Raw genomic sequence first — 23,158 nt, forward strand, 5'->3', positions numbered from 1 at the left:
GGCGCCACCGGCCTCGACGCCGTGTCAGGTGGCGGGGTCAGGTGGCGGGGTCAGGGCGCGGGGTCGGCGGGCCGGAGCGGGGCGGGGCCTTACTCCTGGCCGGGCTGGGTTCCCGCGGGTTCGGAGCGCAGCACCCGCAGGTGCCCGCGGCGGCCGACCTCGGTGCCCTGGCCGACCGGCTCCTGACCGGACCCGGGGGCGGGCCTGGCGGCCTCGCGGACGGCGTCGGCGAGCGCCTCCAGGTCGTCGGCGCTGGGCTCGGACTCCTCCTCGACGGGGAGCCGCACCAGTTCCCACCCCATCGGGGCGGTGAGCCGTTCGGAGTGCTCCGCGCACAGGTCGTAGCAGTGCGGCTCGGCGTACGTGGCGAGCGGCCCCAGGACCGCGGTGGAGTCGCGGTAGACGTACGTGAGCGTGAACACTGCGGGCGCCTTGCAGGCGGTGCGGGAGCAGGTGCGGACGGGGCTCACGATGGCTGACCGTACCTCCCCCCACCCGGCTCCGCCACCACCCCGGCGCACGTGTCGCCGTTACCGGTCGATTTCCGGGGTAACAACTACATTCCGTATGGTCCCGAACCCCTACCGTGCGGTGCCCAGCCAGCGGGCGATGGCCGCGCCCCGGGTGCGCACCTGGAGCTTCGCGAAGATGCGGTTGACGTGGTTCTTCACCGTGTACTCCGACACCACGAGGGCCTGCGCGATCTCCCCGTTGGACCGTCCCTGGGCGATGAGGTCCATCACCTGGGCCTCGCGCGGGGACAGGCCGGGATCGTCGCGGACGGGCGGCGCGGGGACGGGCTCGGCCCGCAGCGCCTCGACGACGGCGCGGCTCGCGTGCGGCGACAGCGGGCTGGCGCGCTCGGCCACGGTGTCGCGGACGGCGGCGACCAGCTCGTCCACGGTGAACGCCCCGTGCACCAGGTAGCCGGACGCGCCGTTGCGGATGGCCCGGCCGATCACGTCCGCGTCGGTGTCGTAGGACAGCATCAGGACCTTCGCGACGGCGCTGAGCGGCCCGGCGGCGGCGACGCCGTCCACGCCGGGCATCCGCACGTCCAGCAGGACGAGATCGGGGCGCAGCAGCCTCGCCTGCTCCAGGGCGTGGGTCCCGTCGACGGCCTCGCCGGCTACGACCACCCCGCCGCCCTCCAGGAGGCTCACCAGGCCGGCGCGGACGACCGGGTTGTCGTCCACCACGAGGACGCGCACCCCGCCGCTCACAGGGCCGTTCACAGGGCCGTTCACAGGGCCGCTCACGGGGCGTGCTCCACCGCTCCGGAGGCGTCCGCGGCGGGCCGCGACGCGTACGGGACGGTCACGGTGACGGTGGTGCCGCGCCCGGGGGCCGAGCGCAGGCACAGGCGCCCGCCGGCGCGCCGGGCGCGTTCGGCCATGCCGACGACGCCGTAGTGGCCGTCGCGGGCGAGCAGGTCGAACCGCCCGCCCTCCGGCGGGACGAACCCGGCGCCGTCGTCGCGGACGGACAGCTCCAGCCCGTCCGCCGACCGGGTCAGCCGGACGTCCACGCGGCCGGCCCGCGCATGGCGTTCCACGTTGGTCAGCGCCTCCTTCAGAACCGAGACGATCTCGTAACGGACGGCCACCGGAATGTCATCGCCGGGTGATTCTCCGGAGGAGATGTCGACGGGGACCCCGACGGTCTCGCTCCACTGCTCGGCCATGTGGGCGACCGCGGCGGGCAGCGGCAGCCCGTAGGCCTCCTCCCGCAGGTCGGCGATCAGCCCGCGGGCCTCCCGGGCGGCCACGTGCAGCGCGGACAGGATGGCGCGGGCGTCGCGTTCGGCCCGGTCGGGGGAGGTGCGGATCCAGGCGGGCAGCGCCGCCGCCGACATCGTGATGCCCTGCAGGGTCTTGGCGAGCGAGTCGTGCATCTCGCGGGCCAGCCGGGTGCGCTCCTCGGCCGCGGCGAGGGCGGCCTCCCCGCGGCGGCGCGCCTCCTCCGCCTCGGCGTACTGGTCGAACAGGATCCGCAGGGCGACGCCGGCGCAGGCGGCGAGCGGGTAGAAGACGGGCAGGGCGATGAGGAGGCCGGGATCGTGCCGTTCGGCGGGCGGCGCGGTGCCCATGGCGGCGAAGCACAGCGCGACCTGCGCGGTGCACACCAGCAGCACCGGCCCCCACGCGTACAGGACGCCGGCCATCGCGGCCGTCATCACCGTGAACAGGAAGAACGGCCCGAAGACGCCGCCCTGCACGAGGACGGCGAAGACGAGCACGGCGTCCAGGCAGCAGGCCAGGGGCAGCCGCCGGACGAGCCGCAGCACGGGCCGCCACGCGGCGAGCGCGACGGCGGTCTCGGCGCCGAGCAGCGCGACCGCGACCGCGAGGTTCCGGGTGAGCCCGCCCCCGTGCAGGACGACGGCCATGGCGAGCAGCAGCCCGCGCAGCAGGAGGAGCAGCCGGAACGTGACGGCGAGCCGGGTCGTCGCCGGCCCGCTCCCGGCTAGTCCGGACACCGGGGCGCGTCGCAGACGCGGAGCTGGTCGGAGCGCAGGAAGAGCCGCATCACCGTCCCCGGGTTGTCGATCTTGTAGGCGCCGCCGTCGGTGACGGCCGCGACCTTCCGCAGCGCGGGGGCCGCCTCGGCGCCGAACCCGAGAACGATGACGCTCACCGGGCGCCGCGCGTCGAAGGCCCCCTTCAACTTCTCCACCGTTCGGGCGATCTGTGTTCGCTCGGTGCCGCGCGGCCCTCCCGCGGTGAGGACGAGGACCACGTTGAGCCTGTCCTTCTCGTAGTTGCGTTCGACCTCGCCGTAGGCGGCGCGGATCGCGGCGAACAGCCCGGCGGTCTCGCCCTGCCTCGGCTCGATGTGCTTGAGCGCCTCCTGGAGATTGAGGCGCTGGTTGCCGCCGTTCCGGGTGCGGGCGCCCAGCTCGCCCATCGCGTTGATCTGCCGGTAGGGGCGGCCGGGGACGCCGGTGAGCGTCCAGAGACCGAAGGACGCGTCGTCCGGGACGAGCGTGAAGCCCGTGGAGAGGGCCTTCAGCATCGCGTCGAGGCGCGTCCCGGACGTGCCGGGCATCGGGGTGCCGCCGTGCGAGGGGTCGATGAGCGCGATGGCGTTCAGGCCCTGCCCGAGCTTGCGCCATGTCTCCTGGATGCCGGCTGCCGCACCAGGGCGGACCACCGGCAGCGGGCGCGGCGTCCGCCGGCCGGGGCCGCGCAGCCCGGCGCGCTTGAGGTCACCGGCGGTGCGGGCCGACCGCAGCTCCGCCAGGAAGCCGTCCGCGACGCGTTTCCGCTTGGCGTCGGTCGTGGCGACGACGTACGGGAAGTCGAGATAGGGCGTACCCGCGCGGGGGTAGACGGCGGTGATCTGCTCCGCGCCGCCCTTGTCGTGCTGGAGGACGACCTGCTCCGGGACGACGGCGACAGTCGACGCGGCCTCGCTCTGGCCGCTGAACACGCTTTCCGCGCCTTGCCCGTTCGGGAGGGTCGTGGCGGTGCGCAGCACGGCGGTGAACCGGTCGAGGGCCCCCTTGCCGCTCCCGGCGGACGCCTGGATGGCGAGCAGCGACGCCATGCCCGAACCGGTGCGCACGGGGTCGGGCAGCCTGAGCTGGAAGCCCGGCGCGTTCCGGCGTTCCTGGAAGGCGTTCCAGGACTGACGCTCCAGCTCCGTCCGGTACCGGCTCGCCGTGGCCGTGGACACCGCGAACACGATCGGGGACGACGCGACCGACGGCGCCTTTCCGGCGGCCGTCCGTCCCACCAGGTCCGGCCAGAGGGACGAGTCGGGGATCCAGACGTCCGGGGTGCCGCGGGCCGCGCGGAAGACGCCCGCGGTCTCGCCCGAGTCTCCGGCGACGACCCGCACCGACGCGCACTCCCCCGCGCTGCGCCGGTCGGCGTTGAACCGGTCGGCGGCGGACAGGGCGACCGGCGCGACCGCGGGGTCGGCGGTGACCGACAGCCATTGGCGCGTCCCGTCGCAGCCGGTGTCGCGCATCGCGAGGGCCCAGCCGCCGCCCCCGAGCAGGAGCCCCACGGCGAGGGCCATGGCCGCGGCGACGGTGACCTGGTCGCGGCTCCGGCGCGCATGCCGGAACAGGGGATTCACGGAAACCGGCCCTTCATGCACCAGCGGCCGCACGGGCCTGGGAGCCATTTCCTCGCCACTGTAACCACTCTTTTCACAACAGAGGGACATAAATGAGCCGTTGTGCGAGGTATCGCGGACCAGCCTGCTGCGGGGGCCGCCGCACCGGCGGAGGTACTCTTGAGGCGTGCGATCCCGTGTGGCAGGCGTGCGGCGCCGCGACCGGCACGGTCGTGGCCTCCGCGGTCCTCTGACACCCCCGCAGGCGCCGGTCTCGCGAACCCGGGCGGAACGGTTCGCCGACCTCGTGGACGACGAGGTCCGGCGGCTCGGCGCGCGCTGGGGCCGGGAGCTGGCCCGGGTGGAGTTCACGGTCGAGGAGGTTCCCACCGTCGAGCCGTGGTTCGACGGCCCGGTCCCGCTCGGCAAGACCGTGGTGCCGCCCCCGTCCGCCCGCGACCGGGCGGTGCGGATCGTCGTCTTCCGGCGTCCCGTCGAGGCCCGCGCGAACGGCGAGGCCGAGCTCACCCACCTGATCCGCGACCTGCTGGTCGAGGAGGTCGCCGACCTGCTCGGCCTGTCCCCCGAGTCCGTCGACCCGAGCTACGACGGCCCGGACGACTGATCCGGGATCAGGGCGCCCTGGGAGTCGGCGGTGCCCGGCAGGCGGAGCGTCGTGGGGGCGGGCACGATCGGCAGCACCGTGAACAGGTAGCCGTCGCCCTTGCCCTTGGCGAGCGTGCGGGAGGCGTGGACGGGCCCCGATCCGGGCTGCGGTGTGAGCACGGCGCCGAAGGCGGTGTCCCCGCCGGCTCCGCCGGGCGCGGCCAGCTCGGCCTCGACCGTCCGGCCGGCCGGGACCTGGACCTCCTGGGGGGCGCCGGCTCCCTGCGCGTTCATCGTGGCGACCCGCACGGTCGCCGCTCCGGCCGGGGCCGTCAGGACGACGGACGCGTCGAACCGGTTGTCGGCGACGACGCCCGGCCCGGACGAGCGCAGCGGCGGCGTGGCGGTGCCGTAGGCGACGTCGGCGCCCCGCTCGGCGGCGAAGCCCGCGAGGATCGGGCGGTCGGCGGTGAGCCGGACGCTCGCGGTCCGGCCCGACAGGGCGGCGTCGAGGGCGACCGCGGTCACGCTCCTGCCCGGCGCGTCCAGGATGTCCTGGCCCTGCGGGGCGAACGAGCCCTCCGCGGTGATCACCCGCACGGTGATCCGGGCGTCGGCCTCGCCGGGCACCGCCACCAGCAGGCGGCGCTTGCCGGAGCCCTCCGGCACGCCGGGCACCAGGAGGGACGTCGCGGGCGCGGGCGACTGCGGCACCCACTCGATGCCCTTCCCCTCGCCGATCCGGGCGCGCAGCGACGCGGCCACCCGGCCGCTGGAGGTGTGCACGCGCAGCGCGAGGTCGGCGGCGGTCTTCACGATGTCGCCGAGCCCCTCGGCCGACCCGCCGATCCGGACGATCTTCGTGGTGTACGGCTCGACCGGCGTGCCGCGGCCCTCGGTGGTGTCGAGCGGCCCCTCGCCCGAGAGGGCGGTGAGGTCGACCGACGCGGGCTGGGAGTCGACATTGGTCAGGTACAGGTCGAGCTCGTCGGCGGAGGCCGGTCCCGGGCCCATGAACCACAGGTCGGTGCCGGGGCGGCCGCAGCGGGCGCCGGCGAGGCCCCGGTCCGGGCCGCCGCCCCAGTGGGTGGTCTGCTCGGCCTCCAGCCCGCCCGCGATGGCGCCGGTGGCGCGGAGCGTGAAGGAGTCCTTCCCGGACTCGGTGTCCTCGTCCCAGCCCTGGCCGGGCGAGGTCATGGACGCCAGCTCCGAGCCGCCCGTGGTCGGCGCCATGGCGACGCGGCCGCCGCGCTTCTTCTGCGGGAGGGACTGCACGGCGAGCCGCCCGCCCTCGTGCCCCGGGCAGACCATCACGGCGTTCGTGACCGGTGCCTCGCGGCCCTCCCCGGACGCCTCGCCCGGACGGGAGAAGGACGCCGCCCCGTACAGGGCGGCGACGGCGACCAGCATCAGGGCGGCCGTGGCGTAGCGCATCCCGAGGAGCCGCACGACCTTCTCCATCAGGCCACCTCCTCGGGGCTGGGCTCTTTCACGGGCTCCTTGGGCGGCGCCTCGTGACGAATCCGGGGACGGTACCCGCGGCGGCGTCCTCGCCGTCCGCGGCGGCCGCGTTCCCGCTCACCGGTGAGCATCAAGGTGTCGGCCTGGGCGCCGGGCAGGGCGAGGACGGCCACGAGCAGGACGGCGATGCCCTGGACGACGACCCAGATGTGCCGCATCGTCATCGAGCGGGTCAGCTCGAACGTGCCTCCCGCGGCGGGGAGCGCGTACCCCTGCGCCCAGCCGTCCACCGTGCGTGCCTTGAGGTCCTTGCCGTCCAGCGTGGCCCGCCATCCGCCGTCGGCCGGCTCGGCCAGGAGGAGGGTACGGGCGCCCGTCCCCGCCGGGATCCGCACGCGGGCGTCGATCCGTCCCGCCGGAAGGGGCGTGAGCGTCGATCCCTGCACGAGCATCAGCCGGCCGGACGGCGCCTGGAGCCGCCAGACGGCGAACGTGCCGGTGCGGCTGAGCCGGGTCAGCTCGGGCGAGGCGTCCAGGACCTTGGTGAGCGGGTCCCGGGCGGGGTACGGCACCAGGAGGTACTGGACGCCCATCCGGCTCAGCGCCGTCCCGTCGTCGCCCTCGCGCCCGGCGGCCAGGCCGGCGACGAGGTCGTCCAGGCGGTCGTGGGCCCGCCCGCCGTCGCCGACCTCCGACTCCCCCAGACGGGGGCGCGCGTCCCGGAGGATCGTGTAGGAGATCCGGCCCGTCGGCTCCCGGTGCAGCACGAGCGTCCTCGGCCCGCCGGGACCGTGCACGAACTGCGGGACCGTGTCGGGGTCGGTCTTCCCGAGCGGACCGCTCGCGCCGCCGATCACCCAGAGCGCGGCGCACAGCAGCGGCGCCGTCAGCGCGACCAGCACCACCGCGACCCCGCCCGCCTTGTAGATCAGGTGGCTGCCCGCGGCGGCCTCCGTGGCGCGCTGGACGGCGGCGGTCGCGGCGAGCAGCGTCCCGGCGCCCGCGAACAGCAGCGCCGCCCCGGGCCACACGGGCGCCGCGTCCGCCCCCTTTGTGACGGTGGCGGCGCTGGTCAGCACGGCGAGGAGCAGCCCGAAGACCACCAGCAGCCAGCCCGCGAGCACCTGGCCCCGGCGGCTGCGCAGCGGCAGCGCGAGGACGGCCGCCGCGAGCAGCCCGGCGAGCGCCCACCGCGCGGGCGTGCCCGGCCCGCCCGGGTCGAGCGCGAGCAGGCCGGCCGCGGTGGCGGGCTCGAACGGGCGGTGCAGGCCCGCCTCCGTCAGGAACCGGGACGGGTGCAGCAGCAGGCCGACGGTCCACGGGAGCATCAGCAGCGGCGGGACGCCGAGCGCGACGGCGAGGTGGCGGCGTCCCTGCCGTCCCGGCCGGTCCAGCACCGCCCACACCACGCCGGCGGCCAGCGCGGCGATCAGCCAGACGAGGGGGACGAACGCCATCGCGACGGCGAGCAGCAGCGCGACCGTCCACGCGGCCCGCCCCACCCGCTTGCGGCGCGTCCGCACGTCCAGCGCCGCCGCCTCCGAGCGGGGGTACCCGTAGACGCGGGCGGCGTGCACGGCGATCAGCGGCAGCAGGACGAGGACGACCGCGGTCCCGAGCCGCCCGCCCGCGATGGCGCCGGTCGCCGCGGGCAGCAGCGCGTACACGGCCGCGAACCAGGCCCGGACGGCCGACACCGGGACGCGGCGGCCGGCCGCGCGGGCCCGCCGTCCCGTCCGCGGCGCCTCGACCACCAGCAGCCGGGACGCGCGGTAGGCGGTGAGCCCGGCGAGCGGGACGCTGCCGAGCAGCAGAATCGACACCGCCAGCCACGGCTTGCCGAACAGGAAGGTGGACACCACGGCGAGGACCCCGACGTACGGGGGGCTCCCGGCGTCGCTGCCGAGCCCGACCGGATGCCAGCCGGACAGGTACTGCGCCCACAGGTCGCTCGCGCCGCCCCACGCCGGGACGAGCGCGCCGCCGCCGAGCCGCCCGGCGGCCGTGAGCAGGGAGCGCTCGGCGGCGACCGCGACGGCGGTGAGCGCCAGCACCAGCATGACGCCGGGACGGGCGAGGAACCGGCGGATCGGGCCCGGCTCGTCCGCCGTGAGGTCGTCCTCCTCCTCGCGGTCCCGCTCGTGGGTGGCGAGGTACTCCGAGAACGTCTCGCTGATCCGGCGGAGCACCACCCAGCGCGGCTGGAACCGGCGGATGCTGCGATGCACGCGCGTCCGGCCCTCCACGCGCGCGGCCCGCGCCCGCCGCACCCGTCCCGGGGCGCGGAGCACGTCGGCGAGCGCCCGCAGCTCCTCGCGGGCCGCGCCCGGCCGCTTCGTCATCACCAGGTACAGGGCGTGGAAGAGCGACGCCCACACGTTGCGGACGAGGGCGCGCAGCATCGCGGGTAGCGGCTGGTTGACGAGCAGCGTGTGGATCGCGTTCCGGCGGTCGCGCCGGGACGGGTGCTCGGCCGTCATGCCGATCTCGCGGAGCCCGCGCCGGGACGCCTCCGCGTGGTACACGACGGCGTCGGACGCCGTCACGACCCGGTACCCGGCCGCGTGGACCCGCCAGCAGAAGTCGAGGTCGTCGCGGAAGATGCCGTACTCGACGTCGAAGCCGCCGAGCCGCTCCCACACGTCGCGGCGGACCAGCATCCCGGCGCTGCCGACCGCGAGGACGTCCCGGACTCCGTCGTGCTGGCCCTGGTCGAACTCGCCCCGGTCGATGCCCGTGTCGCGGCGTCCCGCGGCGTCCACCGAGACGCCGAGCTCGCGCAGCACGCGGCGGTCGTCCCAGTCGCGGACCTTCGGGCCGAGCACCGCCACGTTGGGGTCGGTGCCGGCGGTCCGCAGCAGCCGGTCGAGCGCGTCCCGGTCGGGCGCGCAGTCGTCGTGCAGCAGCCAGATCCACTCGGTGCGCGGGTTCCCCGGCTCGTCGTCGGGGACGGGGGCGGACGCGGCGCCCTGCCGGAGCGCCTCGGCGATGGCCTCGCCGTAGCCGGTGGTGCGGGGCAGCGTGAGGATCTCGTGGTCGCCGACGACCTCGTTGAGGACGGCGGGGCCGCGGTCGCGGCTTCCGGTGTCCACGGTCACGAGGCGCTGAGCCGGACGCGACTGCGTCAGCAGCGCCTTCAGCGTCTCCGGCAGCCACCGGGCGCCGTCATGCGCGACGAGGACGGCGGTGACGACATCGCGATCGAGAGTGGGGGCCAAGGGTCGCTCGATCTGTAAGACGACGGGTTCCAGGGGACGAGAATGACAGCGGCCGTGCCGGCCCGAGGCCGGCACGGCTGCTTACTGTACGCGTGGCCGCGCGGGGCACGCTCCGGATCCCCAAGATCCCGGGGCGCGGCCCGCCGGGTCAGACCGCCTGGCGCTTCAGCTTGCGGCGTTCCCGCTCGGAAAGCCCTCCCCAGATGCCGAACCGCTCGTCGTGCTGCAGCGCGTACTCAAGGCACTCCGTACGCACCTCGCATGCCCGGCACACCTTCTTGGCCTCGCGAGTGGAGCCGCCCTTCTCCGGAAAAAACGCCTCCGGGTCCGTCTGCGCGCACAGGGCGCGCTCCTGCCAGCCCAACTCTTCGCCGTCTGTGCCGTGCGCCAGCGGGATGACCACCTCGCTCACAGCGCACCTCCCTGCCCGTGGAACCCCCTGGTCAATGCCTTCCCTCCGGTTCCTTCCCCCGGGAAGGCATTGAAACTACACCGACGAAATTACACGCGTGTAGCGGGCGCCCCGTCAAGCCGGAAGGCATTCCCGGGCGACAAAACGGCTTATGCCGGGATGGGCGAGCTGACCTTCCGATGAAGATCAGTTAATCGGGAGGTAACGGTGCGGGACTCACCGCGGCGGTGCCGGGCTCACTGCGGCGGCGGGGGCCGGTTGTCCCGGTACCAGTCGCCGCCCTCCTGCTCGCCGCCCTGCGGCGGAGCGGGCTGCGTCCCCTGCGGGTCCTGCTCCTGGCCCGAGCCGCCGTAGGCACGGGTCCACTCGCCCATGTCCTCCTGCTCGCCCGGCTGCTGCCCCTCCTGCGGCTGGCCCTGCTGGCCGTACTCCGGCTGCCCGTACCCCTGCTGGCCGTAGCCCTGCTGCTCGTACCCCTGCTGCTCGTACCCCTGCTGGCCCGCCTGGTAGCCGCCCTGGGCACCGTACTGCTGGTAGTCCTGCTGGCCGTACTGCTGCTGCCCGTACTGCTGCTGGTCGTACCCGGGCTGCGCGGCCTGCTGCCCCTCGCCGCCCGGCTGCTGCTGCCCGTACTGGCCGTACTGCTGGTACTGCTGCTGGCCGTACTGCTGGGCCTGCCCGTACTGCTGCCCCGGCTGGCCCGGCTGCCCCTGCTGGTAGCCGAAGTCGGGGTAGCCCGGCTGCATCTGCGGCTGCGGACGCGGCGGTTGCAACCCCTGGAACACGGTGAAGGCGAACCATCCCGCGATGCCGACGACGGCGAGATCGGCGGCGCCGAGGAGGAACGAGGTCAGCTTGGTGACCGCCCCCGCGTAGTCGGAGTCGGCGAGCATCCCGCCCAGCCACGAGATGATCCCGAACAGCGCGGTCCCGCCGAGAACGCCGAGCGCCCCCATGGTGATCGTCCGGGCCTGCGGCGTCGGGGTCGGCCCCCACGTCGTCAGCGCGATCGCCAGCGCGACAAGGCCGACCATCCCCACCTGGAGGAACACGCCGTCGTTGGTCTGGCCGAGCGCGCGCAGGGTGAAGCTGCCCCCGCCGCCCAGCAGCGAGATGATCCCCGCGAGCAACTGCACACCTGCCGCGGCGAGCAGGACCCAGGCGGCCGGTTCGCGCAGGCGCTGGACGGCATCCTTGTTCACGGTGAAATCTCCAGACCGAGGCAATCCGATTACACGGCAAAGCTTTGCACAGTGTCGCCCGGAGCGGCGACCCCTGTGCTGCTCGGGAGACGCGCCTCCGTGAGTCAGTAGGGTTCTGTTCATGAAGATCGTGGTGTTGGCCGGGGGGATTGGCGGGGCTCGGTTCCTTCGAGGGTTGCGGGGGGCGGCTCCGGAGGCCGAGGTCACTGTCATCGGGAATACCGGGGACGACATCTCGCTGTTCGGTCTGCGGGTGTGTCCCGACCTCGACACCGTGATGTACACGCTCGGCGGTGGCATCAACGAGGAGCAGGGGTGGGGGCGGGCGGACGAGACGTTCACCCTCAAGGAGGAGCTCGCCGCGTACGGGGTCGGGCCCGCCTGGTTCGGGCTGGGCGACCGCGACTTCGCGACGCACATCGTCCGGACGCAGATGCTGGCGGCCGGCTACAAGCTGTCGGCGGTCACCGAGGCGCTGTGCGATCGGTGGAAGCCCGGCGTGCGGTTGATCCCGATGTCCGACGACCAGGTCGAGACGCACGTGGTGATCGAGGACGAGAAGGGACGGCGGGCCGTCCACTTCCAGGAGTGGTGGGTGCGGCTGCGGGCGTCCGTCCCGGCCCTGTCGATCGCGGCGGTCGGGGCGGAGGGCGCCGAGCCCGCGCCGGGGGTGGTCGCGGCCGTCGAGGAGGCGGACGTGGTGCTGTTCCCGCCGTCCAACCCGGTGGTGAGCATCGGGACGATCCTGGCGGTGCCCGGCATCCGGGAGGCGGTCGCGGCGAAGACCGTGGTGGGCGTCTCCCCGATCATCGGCGGGGCGCCGGTGCGGGGGATGGCGGACGCGTGCCTGACCGCGATCGGGGTGGAGACGTCGGCGCGCGCGGTCGCCGAGCACTACGGTCTCGGGCTGCTGGACGGGTGGCTGGTCGACGACGCCGACGCGGACGTGCGGGTGGAGGGGATCGAGGTGCGGTCCCGCCCGCTGCTGATGAGCGACGCCGAGGAGACCGCGGCGATCGCGCGGGCGGCGCTGGATCTGGCGCTGGAGCTGAAGCGGGCGGAGGACGCGCTGTGAACCTGCGGGTGTTCGGTGTCCCGGGGATGCCGGAGGTCGCCGAGGGCGACGACATCGCCGCGCTGATCCCGGCGGGGACCGTCGAGGACGGCGACGTGCTGGTCGTCACGTCCAAGATCGTCAGCAAGGCGGAGGGGCGGGTCCTGGTCGCCGACGACCGGGAGAAGGCCATCGAGGCCGAGACCGTGCGGGTGGTGGCCCGGCGGGCGCACGCGCGCGGCGAGACCCGGATCGTGGAGACGCGGCAGGGGCTCGTCCTGGCCGCGGCGGGTGTGGACGCGTCCAACACCCGGCCCGGCACGGTGCTGCTGCTGCCCGAGGACCCGGACGCCTCCGCCCGGCGCATCCGCGCGGGCGTGCGGGAGCGGACCGGGGCCGAGGTCGCCGTGATCGTCTCCGACACGCTCGGGCGGCCGTGGCGCAACGGGCTGACGGACGCGGCGATCGGCGTCGCCGGCCTGGCGCCGCTCAGCGACCTGCGCGGGCGCGACGACGCCTACGGCAACCGGCTGGAAGCGACGATCACGGCGGTCGCCGACGAGATCGCGGCGGCCGGCGAGCTGGTGAAGGGCAAGCTCGACGGGGTGCCGATCGCGGTGGTGCGCGGGCTGTCCGAGCTGGTCACGCGCGAGGACGGGCCTGGGGCGCGGGTGCTGGTGCGCCCGCCCGAGGAGGACATGTTCCGGTTCGGGCCGTCGGAGGTGCTCTACGCCCGGCGGACGATCCGGGAGTTCACCGCCGACCCGGTCGACCCGGCGGCGGTGCGCCGCGCGGTGGCCGCCGCCATCACCGCACCCGCGCCGCACCACACGACGCCGTGGCGGTTCGTCCTGCTGGAGTCGGCGCAGTCGCGGACCCGGCTGCTGGACGCGATGCGCGACGCCTGGGAGGCCGACCTGCGGCGGGACGGCTTCTCCGAGGAGTCGATCACCAAGCGGCTGCGGCGCGGCGAGGTGCTGCGCCGGGCGCCGTACCTGGTCGTCCCGTGCCTGGTCATGGACGGGTCGCACGACTACCCGGACGAGCGGCGGTCCCGCGCCGAGCGGGAGATGTTCGTGGTCGCGACGGGCGCGGGCGTGGAGAACCTGCTGGTCCAGCTGGCGGTGGAAGGCCTCGGCTCGTGCTGGGTGTCGAGCACGATGTTCTGCCGTGACGTCGTCCGTGATGTCCTCGACCTGCCGGACGAGTGGGACCCGATGGGCGCCGTCGGCGTCGGCCACCCGGCCGCGCCGCCGCGCGAGCGTCCGCCCCGGAGCCCGGACACGTTCATCCAGGTCCGCTGACGGGGAATAGTTCCTGAAGATCCTTGGCTGTCCTTTTTGTGGGACCCGGCGGGGTGCGAATTATGACGATTGGCATAGAGTGCCCGCATGGACGCCACGAGCTCCGCTCTTCGCCGGGCCCTGGCCCGCGCGCGTGACGGCAAGACACTGGACCGATCCGAGGCCACCACACTGCTGCGGGCGCGCGGGGGGCAGCTCGACGAGCTGCTCGCCTACGCGGCCCGCACCCGGGACGCCGGCCTGGACGCCGCGGGCCGCCGCGGCGTCATCACCTACAGCCGCAAGGTGTTCATCCCGCTGACCCGGCTGTGCCGGGACCGCTGCGGATACTGCACGTTCGCGACCGTCCCCCACAAGCTGGACTCGCCCTACCTCAGCCCGGACGAGGTGCTGGAGATCGCGCGGCGGGGCGCGGAGATGGGCTGCAAGGAGGCGCTGTTCACGCTCGGGGACCGGCCCGAGGACCGGTGGAAGCAGGCCCGCGAGTGGCTGGACGCGCACGGCTACGACGACACGCTCTCCTACGTGCGCGCCATGGCGATCCGGGTGCTGGAGGAGACCGGGCTGCTCCCCCACCTGAACCCGGGCGTGCTGACCTGGCGCGACTTCCAGCGGCTCAAGCCGGTCGCACCGTCCATGGGCATGATGCTGGAGACGACGGCGACGCGGCTGTTCAGCGAGCGCGGCGGCCCGCACTTCGGGTCGCCGGACAAGGACCCGGCCGTCCGGCTGCGGGTCCTGGAGGACGCGGGGCGCACGAACGTGCCGTTCACGACCGGCATCCTCATCGGCATCGGCGAGACGGTCGAGGAGCGCGCGGACGCGATCTTCGAGATCCGGCGGACGATGCGGGAGTACGGCGCGATCCAGGAGGTGATCGTGCAGAACTTCCGCGCGAAGCCGGACACCAAGATGCGCGGCGTGCCGGACGCCGAGCTGGACGAGCTGGCCGCCACGATCGCGGTGACGCGGCTCGTCCTCGGCCCGAAGGCGCGGGTGCAGGCGCCGCCGAACCTGGTCGCCGACCAGTACGCGCTGATGCTGCGGGCGGGGATCGACGACTGGGGCGGGGTGTCGCCGCTGACGCCGGACCACGTGAACCCGGAACGTCCCTGGCCGCAGATCGACGAGCTGGCGGAGCGGACGGCCGAGGCGGGGTTCGCGCTGCGCGAGCGGCTGACGATCTACCCCGAGTACGTGCGGCGCGGTGAGCCCTGGCTGGACCCGCGGCTGACCGGGCACGTCGCCGCCCTGGCCGATCCCGCGACCGGGCTGGCGCGGGAGGACGCCGTCCTGGAGGGCCGTGCCTGGCAGGAGCCGGACGGCGGTTTCGAGGCGTCCGGGCGGACCGATCTGCACACCGAGATCGACACGACCGGGCGGACGAGCGACCGCCGGGACGACTTCGACGAGGTCTACGGCGACTGGGACGCGCTGCGCGACCGCATGACCGCCCCGTCGCGCTTCGACGCCGACGTCAAGGCCGCTCTCGCGCGCGCCGAGCGGGACCCGGGCGGGCTGTCGGACGACGAGGCGCTGGCCCTGCTGCACGCCGACGGCCCCGAACTGGACGCGCTCGCCTCGCTGGCCGACGGCCTGCGCCGGGACACGGTCGGCGACGACGTCACCTACGTCGTCACCCGGAACATCAACTTCACGAACGTCTGCTACACCGGCTGCCGGTTCTGCGCGTTCGCGCAGCGCCGCACGGACGCCGACGCCTACACGCTGTCCCTGGAGCAGGTCGGGGACCGGGTGGACGAGGCGTGGGAGGCGGGCGCCACCGAGATCTGCATGCAGGGCGGCATCCATCCCGATCTGCCCGGCACGGCCTACTTCGACCTGGCCCGCGAGGTGAAGAAGCGGGCCCCCGACATCCACCTGCACTCCTACAGCCCGATGGAGGTCGTGAACGGCGCGTCCCGGACCGATCTGTCGATCCGGGAGTGGCTGGTGGCGGCCAAGGAGGCCGGCGTCGACTCGCTGCCCGGGACGGCCGCCGAGATCCTGGACGACGACGTCCGGTGGGTGCTGACCAAGGGCAAGCTGCCCGCCGACCAGTGGGTGGAGGTCGTCACCACCGCGCACGAGATCGGGATCCCGACGACGTCCACGATGATGTACGGGCATGTGGACACGCCCGCGCACTGGGTCGCGCACATCAAGCTGCTGCGCTCCATCCAGGAGCGGACGGGCGGGTTCAGCGAGTTCGTGCTGCTGCCGTTCGTCCACCACAACTCGCCCATCTACCTCGCCGGGCTGGCACGTCCCGGGCCGACCGTGCGGGAGAACATCGCCGTCCATGCCCTGGCGCGCATCCTGTTGCACGGCGCGATCTCCAACATCCAGACGTCCTGGGTGAAGTTGGGAGACGAGCTGTGTACGCGCGTCCTGCAAGGAGGCGTGAACGACCTGGGCGGGACGCTGATGGAAGAGACCATCAGCCGCATGGCCGGGTCGGAGAACGGTTCCTTCAAGCCCATCAGCGAGCTGGAGGCGATCGCAGGGCGTGCGGGTCGGCCGGCCAGGCAGCGCACGACGCTCTATGGCGAGGTGCCCGCGGAACGTCTGGAGGCCGCTCGCCGCACGGACGGCATCGGCCATTTCGGAAGGCTGTCTCTGACGCCGGTTTCCCGTCCTGTATGACTGACGGGTGGACGACGAGGCGGGCCCGTTCTGGCGGCGTCCGGCCGTCTGGGCGACCGCGGCGCTGCGGCTGTCGGGCGCCGCGGGCGGGGCTTGGGCGTCCGGGCTGATCCGGGGCCCGCATCCTGTTCCGGGCAGGTGCGGATCACGGTCGCCGCGCAGCCGGAGATCGCGCCGCGCTGAGCGACGTGGCGTCCCGCTTCAGCGTGGGACGCGCTCGGCCGCGACACCCTCCAGGAGGCGGGGTTCCGTGCACCCGACGGCACGCTGACGTCCGCGAGCCTGCCGGAGGCTCGCTCCGCGTCCCCACCCGCCCGGAGATCGACGCGGCCCTGTCGTCCTGGACGACCTGATCAGGGAGCGCCGCGGACGCAGCTGGGCCGCCGCTCGACCAGCAGATCCGCGGAGTGGCGCAGCTCCCGGAGGACGGCCTCGACCGACGGCCGCACCTCCGCGCCGACACGCGTCCACAGCACCATGCGACGGTCGACCGGGGCGTCGGCGATGTCCCGGACGACGATGCCCTCCTCCCGCTCGGCGAGCACGAGGTCGGGCACCAGGCACACGGCGCCGCCCTGGGCGACCATCGCGAAGATGATCAGCAGGTCGTTGGACCGGTAGCGCACCTCGGGCCGGAAGCCGCCCAGCTCGACGCACGTCCGTTCGAGCAGGTCGGCGTGGTTGGTGCCGACATGCCCGGTCACCCACGGGCTCCCGGCGAGGTCGGCCATCCGGACCGCCCCGGCGTCCCGCGCGAGCGGATGGTCCTCGGGCAGCGCGACCCGCATCATCTCGGTGATCAGCACCTCGGACCGCAGCTCCGGCCTGCGCGGGCGCGGGAGGTGCGAGTACTCGTCGGTCAGGACCACGTCGATCTCCTGGAGCACCAGCGCCTGGAGGACCCGGTGGAACTCCTCGTCCAGGACGTCCACCACGAGGTCGGGGTACTTCCCGGCCAGCCGGGGCAGGGCGGGCGCGAGGACGTGCAGCAGCGCGGTCTGGAACCCGACGAGCCGCACCACGCCCGCCACCCGCCCGCTCGCCGCGAGCGCGTCCTCCTCCGCGCGCTTGGCCCGCGCGAGCAGCACCTCGGCGTGCTCGGCGAGCACCTCGCCCGCCTCCGTCAGCCGCAGCCGCCGCCCGGCCCGCTCGACCACCGGGACGCCGACGTCCCGCTGTAACTGCGCGAGCTGCTGCGACACGGCCGACGGGGTGTAGCCGAGCGCGTCGGCGACGGCCCCGAGCGTCCCGCGCATCTTGAGCTCGCGGAGCACCCGCAACCGCCCGAGATCCAGCATAGTGAAGCGATTCTTACACAATCCCTACAGAAACCGTCGCTGGACCTGAATGTTGGACGGAGTCAAACTGTAGGTGCGACGGGAAGGGACGGAGACCCCGGCTCCACCGATCGCCCCGCGCGGGAACGCCTCCACCGCGATCCCAGGAAGAAGTAGCCATGCTGTACGTGCTCGGCATCATCATCGCCCTCGCCGTCCTCGGCCCCCTGTTCGGCGCCGACAGCAGGGACGGCCTCGACTGGACCCCGAACAACTTCTGGCTCCGCCGCCGCACGGACGTGGACCCGGTCAGAAGGACCGATAGTCCCGGACGGCCAAACGGGGGCCCCGCCTCGGCGGGTGCTTCCCGGACGATTCCAGCAGCCGGGTGACCCGGTACCGATGACCGGCGTAGGGCTCCAGCAGTTCGAGCATCCCGGCGTCGTCGACCTTGCGGCCCGCCAGCGCCCAGCCCACCAGGCCGGGCAGGTGGTAGTCGCCGACGGAGACGGCGTCGGGATCTCCGGCCGCCCGCTGCCGGATCTCGGCGGCCGTCCAGACCCCGATGCCGGGCAGCGACCGCAGCCGCCGCTCGCTCGGCTCCTCCTCCAGCCGCCGCGCCACCCGCGCCGCCCCGATGATCGTCCGGGCCCGGACGGCCTCCAGCCCGGACCGGTGCCACTCCCACGAGGGAATCCGGACCCACACCTCGGGCGGCGGCGGAACCCGCAGGTGCGGCGCCCCCGGCGCCGGCTCCCCGAACTTCCGCAGCAGGTACCCCCAGGCCCGCCACGCCTCCTGCCCGAGCACCTTCTGCTCCATCACGGCCGGGACGAGCGCCTCGAACACCCGCCGCGTCCGTCCGATCCGTAGACCGGGCCGCCTCAGCACCTGGTCCCGCACGACGTCATGCCGCGCGACGAACCCGTCGGGCTCGTCATCGGCCCCGAGCAACTCGGGCACCCCGTCGAGCAGCCACTCGGTCCCGGGCCCCCACCCCGTCGCCTCGACGACGTCACCGACCCACCGGAGCCGCAGCGTCCCCGGCCCGTCAGGCGTGTAGGACGCCCGCCAGAACGACCCGTCCCGCTCCACCCGGAACGCCGGATCGCGAGACCCGCGCCGATGCGGCGACAGCACCTCCGCGAGATCGAGCACCCACGGCGGCCGCCACTCCCGGACCCGGCCGGGGAGATGCCCAGCGGTCCTCTCCCCGGCCGCACGCGAACCGGACGGCACCGGAGCCACCGACCACCCACCCACCCCTCGCTCGACCGCGCTGCCGCGCCCAGTCTGCCACCGTCTGGCAAACTGACCCCATGAGCGCCACGCAGGCCCTATTAACTCTGCTCGGCCTCGCGATGAGCATCTCGATTCCCCCCTGCGTGTTCACCTATTTCAAAACAAGAGCCAGCGAGAGAAGGGACCGAGAGGAACAAGCGGCGGCCCGTGACGCCCTGGCCAACGCACTCCCCTACTACCGCCGCGTCGAACTCGCCTACATCCGCCTGCGCCTCGAATCACCAGACACTCAGGCCGCACGCGACGCGCACTCGGCGTCCTTCCGCGTCCGCTCGTCCGCCCATATGGCCCTCGTCGGAGTGCGGTTGTACTACACCGACCCGCGCATCCTGATGCTGGCGCAGCGCGCATTCGACCTCACCGGCGAGATTCACTACGCGAAAACAATGGAACAGGCCGCCGAGGACGCTCTGAAGTCGGCCCAGGCGCTCCTCCACTTCGTGACCGCCACCAACGCCACTGTCCACGCCCTGACTCCCAGTACAGGGATACACCGGTAGAAGGTCCCCACGCCGAACCAGCCCCGGTGTAGGCCGCGCGCTCAGATCGACTCAGAGGTCGCACGCACCCCGCTTGATCTGCGCCACCATCGCCGCCCAGGCACTCGGATCCAAGGTTAGGACGCCGCCTTCGGGGTCCTTCGAGTCCCGAACCAAGTGGTGCGCGTCGCGGACGCAGGTCTCGACGCAACCGTTCGCACCCTCGCTGTGGCTGCTCTTACGAAAGACAGTCCGGGGAAGACGGGGACTGGACATTTGCCCCTCCATGTGCTCATTGTCGCGTTAGCTGTTCGAGCATAGCCACCGACTCCTCGGGGCTCAGCGCCATGGCTGCTATCTGCTCGAACGCCAGCGAGTACGTGTGCACTTCCTTCTCGTCCTCGATGTAGAGAGCGCTCGTCATGTTCTCGACGTACACCACGTTCGGCGTGAACCGTTGGGGGAAGCCCAGAACGGCGAAGCTGCCCACGACTCCGGGATGCCCACCGGCGGCCAAGGGCATGATCTGGAACATCACGTTCGGCTGCTCGGTCAACTCGATGATCCGTCTGTACTGAGCGCACATCACCTCCGAACCACCGATGACCCGCCTGAGTGCGGTCTCGTCCAAGATCGTCCAGAGGCGCATAGGATCTTCCCGCTCCAGCCACGCCTTCTGTCGCGCCATGCGGGCCGCCACGCGACGCTCGACTTCTGAGGCCGGAGAAAAGCGCATCAAGATCGACTTGGCCACGTGGTGGGTGTAGTCCTCGGTCTGCATCAGGCCGTGCACGAGACCCATCGTGTAGGAGTTGAGCCACTCGGCCTCAGCCTCCAGCCCCATGTAGGTGGCATAGTCCGCAGGCAGGCTGTTCTCGTAGACGTCCCACCAGCCGCGTTGCCTGGCGGTGCGAGCGAAGCGGGCGAGTCCGTCCAATCGGGGCCCACTCACGCCATAGAGGGTCAACATCTGCTGAACCTCGGTCACGGTGACCCTGCGGATCGCGTTCTCAATCCTGGACAGCTTGGTCTTGCTCCAACCGAGCCGTTCAGCGGCCTCTTCCAGGTTCAGCGTCGTCGTGGACTCTCTGAGCCTTCGCAACTCACTGGCGAGGCGGCGCTCACGAACACTGGGTGGCCTGGTCGTCATGTGACCGAGCATGCCCGCCGCGTAGTCGCGCCTCAAGTTGTTCAGAGGAAGCTACTCGAAATGATCTTTAGTTTCTTCCTTAAAACTGTTGCGGACCTCATTGCAAACTCGCATCATGTGACCCCAGACACACCACGATGAGTGATTGATTTGTCGCTTTCCGTATCACTTGCGGCGATCGTCATAGCGGAGGGAGGGCCTCAATGGAGGTCAAGGGGGCGTGGGGATTGGTGACCGGGGGGTTGTGCGCGTGGCGGCTGCCCGGGGACGAGAGGGGGCCGGCGATGGCACGTCGCCTCGTCCGTCAGACAATGCTCGAACTGCGGCTCGACCCGGACGTGATCGAGGACGGAAAGCTCGCCGTGTCCGAAACCGCGACCAACGCACTCCGTCACGCCGGATGCGCCCGGCTACTCACTGCACCAGAACTCTGGATCTGGGCGCGGACCGTCCCATCCCCGCAGCTCGTCGTCTCCGTCTTCGACGGGGCGCGATCGACCACGCCGCACACCTCCGGGGCCGGACTGCTGGACGAGTACGGCAAGGGCCTCGAACTCGTCCGCCAAGTCACCGCCGACTGGGGCAGCACTCCGACCCGCTCCCGGGTCGACACGGCGTCCGTCCCCGGCAAGACCGTCTGGTTCGCCTTACCGCTCCCGCGCGACTGGCCCGGCATGCACCACCGCGTCCACCCGGGGACCGCCGCACACCACCTGCTGCTCAACCTCACCCGCCGCGGCTTCAAGGGCCAACGCAGCACCACCGAGGACGGCCTTTCCGTCCTCGTCCTCCCCACCCTCAACGTCTGGGTCCACCGCCGCACCTTCTGCTGGTGGTCCACCCCGCGCCGCTACCTCCGCCGCCCCCTCATCGACCTCCAGGAGACCACCGAACTCCTCGTCCACCACCTCGACACCACCCTCACCCCCGCCTACGTCCCCGCCCCGCACACGTGATGAAGCGACTCGCGCGTCGATCAAAGGGTCACGGTGGCGAGCATGCTCTCCCGGTCGACGCCGTACTTGCGCGCCATGGAGTCGGGAATTGCGACGTTCTGCTTGCGGACGAGAGTCAGCACGTCTTCGATCCTCGTGAGGGCGGGGCCTATCGCTCGCGTGATGATCGCGCGCAGTGTGCTCTCGGTGAAGTAGTACATGTGGTCGCTGTTGAAATGGACGTAGGCGGCCCCTTGCTCGGAGAGCAGCCGGCCGCCGTAGCGAGGGGTCAGGAGCACGATCTTGCCTTCGGGCGCCGTGAGACCGGCCGCCCAGCGCAGGGCCTCCACCGGGTCGGGTAAGTGCTCGATCACATCGATCAGCGTGACCACGTCGAAGGGCGCGGCAGCCGGGAGGTCGGCGGCCCCTATGCCGGCCCGCAGGTACCGTCCTCCGCCGCCGTGCGCCCGCGCCTGCTCGATCGCATGCTCCGAACCGTCCAGGCCGGTCGCTCCGACGCCGCGTTCGACCATCGCGTCGACCAGGAAGCCGCCGCCGCATCCCAGGTCGAGGACGTGCTGCGCGGCAGGCGCGAGGGAGAGCACCGTGTCCGCCAGCGCGCACGAGATCTCCCGGCGGACCGCCTCCTGCGCGCCGAAGTAATCGCTGTAGCCGGGCCCCGGGGCGTCCGCGCGCCGGTAGTAGCGCTCGTCGTAGGAACAGCGCACGAGCTCGCCGGTGCGCCCCACCATGGAGACGAGCGAGCAGCCGTGACACCGCACCACCGTGCCCATGGGCAGGGTGAACTCGGTTTCACGCGTCCTTCCCGCGCAGAGCACGCACGGTCGATAAGCGGTCACACCAATCCCTCAGATGTCGCCAGGTGGCGCCTGGCCTCTCCGAGTGTGTAGACGCTCCCGGGTGAGAACTCGCCGGCGAACAGAGCGTCGGTCAACTCCGCCCCGAAGAGGTCCCAGGCGCTGATGTCTTGTATCTCCCAGTTGGCTTTGAGGGTCGGCAGTTCGCGACGTGCGAACTCCGGGTCCTTGATGTGAGCGAGGCCGCAGATGTCGACTTCGCCGTTCAAAGCGTCGAACCCGAAACCAAGGATCCGGAAGTCCATCCCCCCGTTCTCGGCCGCGGCGATGATCCGGGCGATCGGCGGCTCCTGGTAGAACCACGTCGGATCCACCCGACTGCCGCGCTTTTCGACCTCCTCACCGCCGTACAGTTCCTCATAGACCTCGCGAAGAAAATTGTGGAAGACCGAGACCCTGGTCCGATCGGACAGGTCCATCGACTGGCAGCCGAAGACGGGCACGACGGCCAGCGCTCCGCCGTAAATGGACACCGAATGAGAACGCCGTTGGATCAGGACGCGAAGCCGCCCTTCCTCCGGGAAGACGAACGCGCATTGCATCCCGAACCCGTGCGCTCCGCGGCGGGCCTGGGCCGCGTCGCCCACGCTCGCGAGCACCGCCTCCCGGATGGGGGTCGGCGTTCGCGGGTTGCGGACGGCCGCGTAGGTCTCGTCCTCCAGGGCGCCGCACGCCGTCAAGAACTGGAAGTACTCCGCCAGGGCCAGCTTGATGCGCGGGCCGTCATCGGTTTCCCGAATCTCCTGGACCACCGATAGAAGGTCGTTCCAGGGCTCCCCGTTCTCATCGTCGACGGCTAGATAGGCACGGCGCCTGCGCAGGATCTTCTCGTCCACGACCACATCCGAGCGGCGGTGCGGCGTTTCCTGATCGATCAGCGTGTTCTCGTCGAAGTCGTAGTCGGTCCACGACGGTTTTGTGAGAAACGGGACGATCCGGCGCCGGTTGCCGTCCACCAGCATGTACAGATCGTCCAAGCCGTCCCGTCGCAGGTAGTACTCCAGCAGCCAGGAGTGGGTGAACCTCGGGTGCCGCTGCTCCTTGATCCGGCGGGCACCCGCCGACTCCCTGGCGCTCGTGATGCGCTGCCGCACTGATCGCACGCTTACCCCCAGCGAGAAGGCCAGCCCCGAGGCCACGAGATTGATGATCAGATCTTCCGTCACGGG

20 protein-coding genes are annotated in these 23,158 nt (G+C 72.5%); 6 read left to right on the top strand and 14 right to left on the bottom strand.

Annotation, left to right across the window (positions count from 1 at the left end; all coding sequences use genetic code 11):
• Nucleotides 1–89: 89 nt before the first annotated feature.
• The 4 genes from K8Z49_RS21005 to K8Z49_RS21020 form a co-directional block, all read right to left on the bottom strand.
• Complete coding sequence (locus K8Z49_RS21005) at nt 90–470, bottom strand: DUF3499 domain-containing protein (protein ID WP_021595992.1); 381 nt, start codon at nt 468–470, stop codon at nt 90–92.
• Between the two features lie 111 nt (nt 471–581).
• Nucleotides 582–1,259, bottom strand: coding sequence for a response regulator (locus tag K8Z49_RS21010; protein ID WP_235206308.1), 678 nt, complete (start codon nt 1,257–1,259; stop codon nt 582–584).
• Nucleotides 1,256–2,479, bottom strand: a complete 1,224-nt coding sequence (locus K8Z49_RS21015; protein ID WP_412520396.1) for a sensor histidine kinase — start codon at nt 2,477–2,479, stop codon at nt 1,256–1,258. The genes K8Z49_RS21010 and K8Z49_RS21015 overlap by 4 nt, the downstream gene beginning before the upstream one ends.
• Entirely contained in the window at nt 2,467–4,086 is a 1,620-nt protein-coding gene (locus K8Z49_RS21020; protein ID WP_412520398.1) for a substrate-binding and VWA domain-containing protein, read from the bottom strand. The genes K8Z49_RS21015 and K8Z49_RS21020 overlap by 13 nt, the downstream gene beginning before the upstream one ends.
• A 166-nt stretch (nt 4,087–4,252) precedes the next feature.
• Here K8Z49_RS21020 and K8Z49_RS21025 point away from each other — a divergent pair, with 166 nt between their 5' ends.
• Nucleotides 4,253–4,690, top strand: a complete 438-nt coding sequence (locus K8Z49_RS21025) for a metallopeptidase family protein (RefSeq protein WP_235206307.1) — start codon at nt 4,253–4,255, stop codon at nt 4,688–4,690.
• On the opposite strand, the gene K8Z49_RS21030 is transcribed toward K8Z49_RS21025, so the two are convergent.
• From K8Z49_RS21030 to K8Z49_RS21045, 4 genes are all read right to left on the bottom strand, one after another.
• Complete coding sequence (locus K8Z49_RS21030; protein ID WP_412520400.1) at nt 4,669–6,132, bottom strand: DUF5719 family protein; 1,464 nt, start codon at nt 6,130–6,132, stop codon at nt 4,669–4,671. The two genes, K8Z49_RS21025 and K8Z49_RS21030, sit on opposite strands and share 22 nt — an antisense overlap.
• The gene (locus tag K8Z49_RS21035; RefSeq protein WP_412520402.1) at nt 6,132–9,350 is read right to left on the bottom strand and encodes a glycosyltransferase; all 3,219 of its coding nucleotides are present in this window, start codon (nt 9,348–9,350) and stop codon (nt 6,132–6,134) included. The genes K8Z49_RS21030 and K8Z49_RS21035 overlap by 1 nt, the downstream gene beginning before the upstream one ends.
• Nucleotides 9,351–9,498: 148 nt before the next feature.
• A complete protein-coding gene (locus K8Z49_RS21040) occupies nt 9,499–9,762 on the bottom strand; it encodes a WhiB family transcriptional regulator (protein ID WP_021594342.1) in 264 nt (87 codons plus the stop codon).
• A 236-nt stretch (nt 9,763–9,998) separates the two neighbouring features.
• Nucleotides 9,999–10,964 (bottom strand): hypothetical protein, encoded by a 966-nt coding sequence (locus K8Z49_RS21045; protein ID WP_021594343.1) that lies wholly within the window; start codon nt 10,962–10,964, stop codon nt 9,999–10,001.
• A gap of 121 nt (nt 10,965–11,085) precedes the next feature.
• Between K8Z49_RS21045 and cofD the strand changes: the two genes are divergently transcribed.
• From cofD to K8Z49_RS21060, 3 genes are all read left to right on the top strand, one after another.
• A complete protein-coding gene (gene cofD, locus K8Z49_RS21050) occupies nt 11,086–12,039 on the top strand; it encodes a 2-phospho-L-lactate transferase (protein WP_075020715.1) in 954 nt (317 codons plus the stop codon).
• On the top strand, nt 12,036–13,322 hold the full coding sequence (locus K8Z49_RS21055) for a coenzyme F420-0:L-glutamate ligase (protein WP_021594345.1): 1,287 nt from the start codon (nt 12,036–12,038) through the stop codon (nt 13,320–13,322). Before cofD ends, K8Z49_RS21055 begins: the two co-directional genes overlap by 4 nt.
• An 87-nt stretch (nt 13,323–13,409) precedes the next feature.
• Nucleotides 13,410–15,968: a bifunctional FO biosynthesis protein CofGH gene (locus K8Z49_RS21060; protein WP_412520405.1), complete on the top strand. Its 2,559-nt coding sequence runs from the start codon at nt 13,410–13,412 to the stop codon at nt 15,966–15,968.
• Nucleotides 15,969–16,321: 353 nt separating this feature from the next.
• On the opposite strand, the gene K8Z49_RS21065 is transcribed toward K8Z49_RS21060, so the two are convergent.
• Nucleotides 16,322–17,266 (bottom strand): LysR family transcriptional regulator, encoded by a 945-nt coding sequence (locus tag K8Z49_RS21065; RefSeq protein WP_021594347.1) that lies wholly within the window; start codon nt 17,264–17,266, stop codon nt 16,322–16,324.
• 288 nt (nt 17,267–17,554) lie between these two features.
• On the bottom strand, nt 17,555–18,403 hold the full coding sequence (locus tag K8Z49_RS21070) for a DNA-3-methyladenine glycosylase family protein (protein ID WP_412520407.1): 849 nt from the start codon (nt 18,401–18,403) through the stop codon (nt 17,555–17,557).
• Between the two features lie 161 nt (nt 18,404–18,564).
• On the opposite strand from K8Z49_RS21070, the gene K8Z49_RS21075 reads away from it, so the two are divergent.
• A complete protein-coding gene (locus K8Z49_RS21075) occupies nt 18,565–19,047 on the top strand; it encodes a hypothetical protein (protein WP_412520409.1) in 483 nt (160 codons plus the stop codon).
• A 51-nt stretch (nt 19,048–19,098) separates the two neighbouring features.
• Here the strand turns inward: K8Z49_RS21075 and K8Z49_RS21080 are convergent, their stop codons facing one another.
• The gene (locus tag K8Z49_RS21080; protein ID WP_412520411.1) at nt 19,099–19,314 is read right to left on the bottom strand and encodes a DUF397 domain-containing protein; all 216 of its coding nucleotides are present in this window, start codon (nt 19,312–19,314) and stop codon (nt 19,099–19,101) included.
• Between the two features lie 4 nt (nt 19,315–19,318).
• Complete coding sequence (locus K8Z49_RS21085) at nt 19,319–20,176, bottom strand: helix-turn-helix domain-containing protein (RefSeq protein ID WP_412520413.1); 858 nt, start codon at nt 20,174–20,176, stop codon at nt 19,319–19,321.
• Between the two features lie 284 nt (nt 20,177–20,460).
• Between K8Z49_RS21085 and K8Z49_RS21090 the strand changes: the two genes are divergently transcribed.
• The gene (locus K8Z49_RS21090; RefSeq protein ID WP_412520415.1) at nt 20,461–21,132 is read left to right on the top strand and encodes an ATP-binding protein; all 672 of its coding nucleotides are present in this window, start codon (nt 20,461–20,463) and stop codon (nt 21,130–21,132) included.
• A 20-nt stretch (nt 21,133–21,152) separates the two neighbouring features.
• On the opposite strand, the gene K8Z49_RS21095 is transcribed toward K8Z49_RS21090, so the two are convergent.
• Nucleotides 21,153–21,971, bottom strand: coding sequence for a class I SAM-dependent methyltransferase (locus K8Z49_RS21095; RefSeq protein WP_143118347.1), 819 nt, complete (start codon nt 21,969–21,971; stop codon nt 21,153–21,155).
• Nucleotides 21,968–23,155: a hypothetical protein gene (locus tag K8Z49_RS21100; RefSeq protein ID WP_412520417.1), complete on the bottom strand. Its 1,188-nt coding sequence runs from the start codon at nt 23,153–23,155 to the stop codon at nt 21,968–21,970. The genes K8Z49_RS21095 and K8Z49_RS21100 overlap by 4 nt, the downstream gene beginning before the upstream one ends.
• Nucleotides 23,156–23,158: the final 3 nt, after the last annotated feature.

It is taken from the genome of Actinomadura madurae (genome assembly GCF_047130825.1).
Lineage (GTDB): Bacteria > Actinomycetota > Actinomycetes > Streptosporangiales > Streptosporangiaceae > Spirillospora > Spirillospora madurae.

Excerpts from the sequence above, each read along its gene's own strand:
- K8Z49_RS21060 (WP_412520405.1), top strand. The coding sequence starts at position 13,410 with ATGGACGCCACGAGCTCCGCTCTTCGCCGGGCCCTGGCCCGCGCGCGT.
- K8Z49_RS21075 (WP_412520409.1), top strand. The coding sequence starts at position 18,565 with ATGAGCGCCACGCAGGCCCTATTAACTCTGCTCGGCCTCGCGATGAGC.
- K8Z49_RS21085 (WP_412520413.1), bottom strand. The coding sequence starts at position 20,176 with ATGACGACCAGGCCACCCAGTGTTCGTGAGCGCCGCCTCGCCAGTGAG.
- K8Z49_RS21030 (WP_412520400.1), bottom strand. The coding sequence starts at position 6,132 with ATGGAGAAGGTCGTGCGGCTCCTCGGGATGCGCTACGCCACGGCCGCC.
- K8Z49_RS21090 (WP_412520415.1), top strand. The coding sequence starts at position 20,461 with ATGGCACGTCGCCTCGTCCGTCAGACAATGCTCGAACTGCGGCTCGAC.
- K8Z49_RS21065 (WP_021594347.1), bottom strand. The coding sequence starts at position 17,266 with ATGCTGGATCTCGGGCGGTTGCGGGTGCTCCGCGAGCTCAAGATGCGC.
- K8Z49_RS21080 (WP_412520411.1), bottom strand. The coding sequence starts at position 19,314 with ATGGAGGGGCAAATGTCCAGTCCCCGTCTTCCCCGGACTGTCTTTCGT.
- cofD (WP_075020715.1), top strand. The coding sequence starts at position 11,086 with ATGAAGATCGTGGTGTTGGCCGGGGGGATTGGCGGGGCTCGGTTCCTT.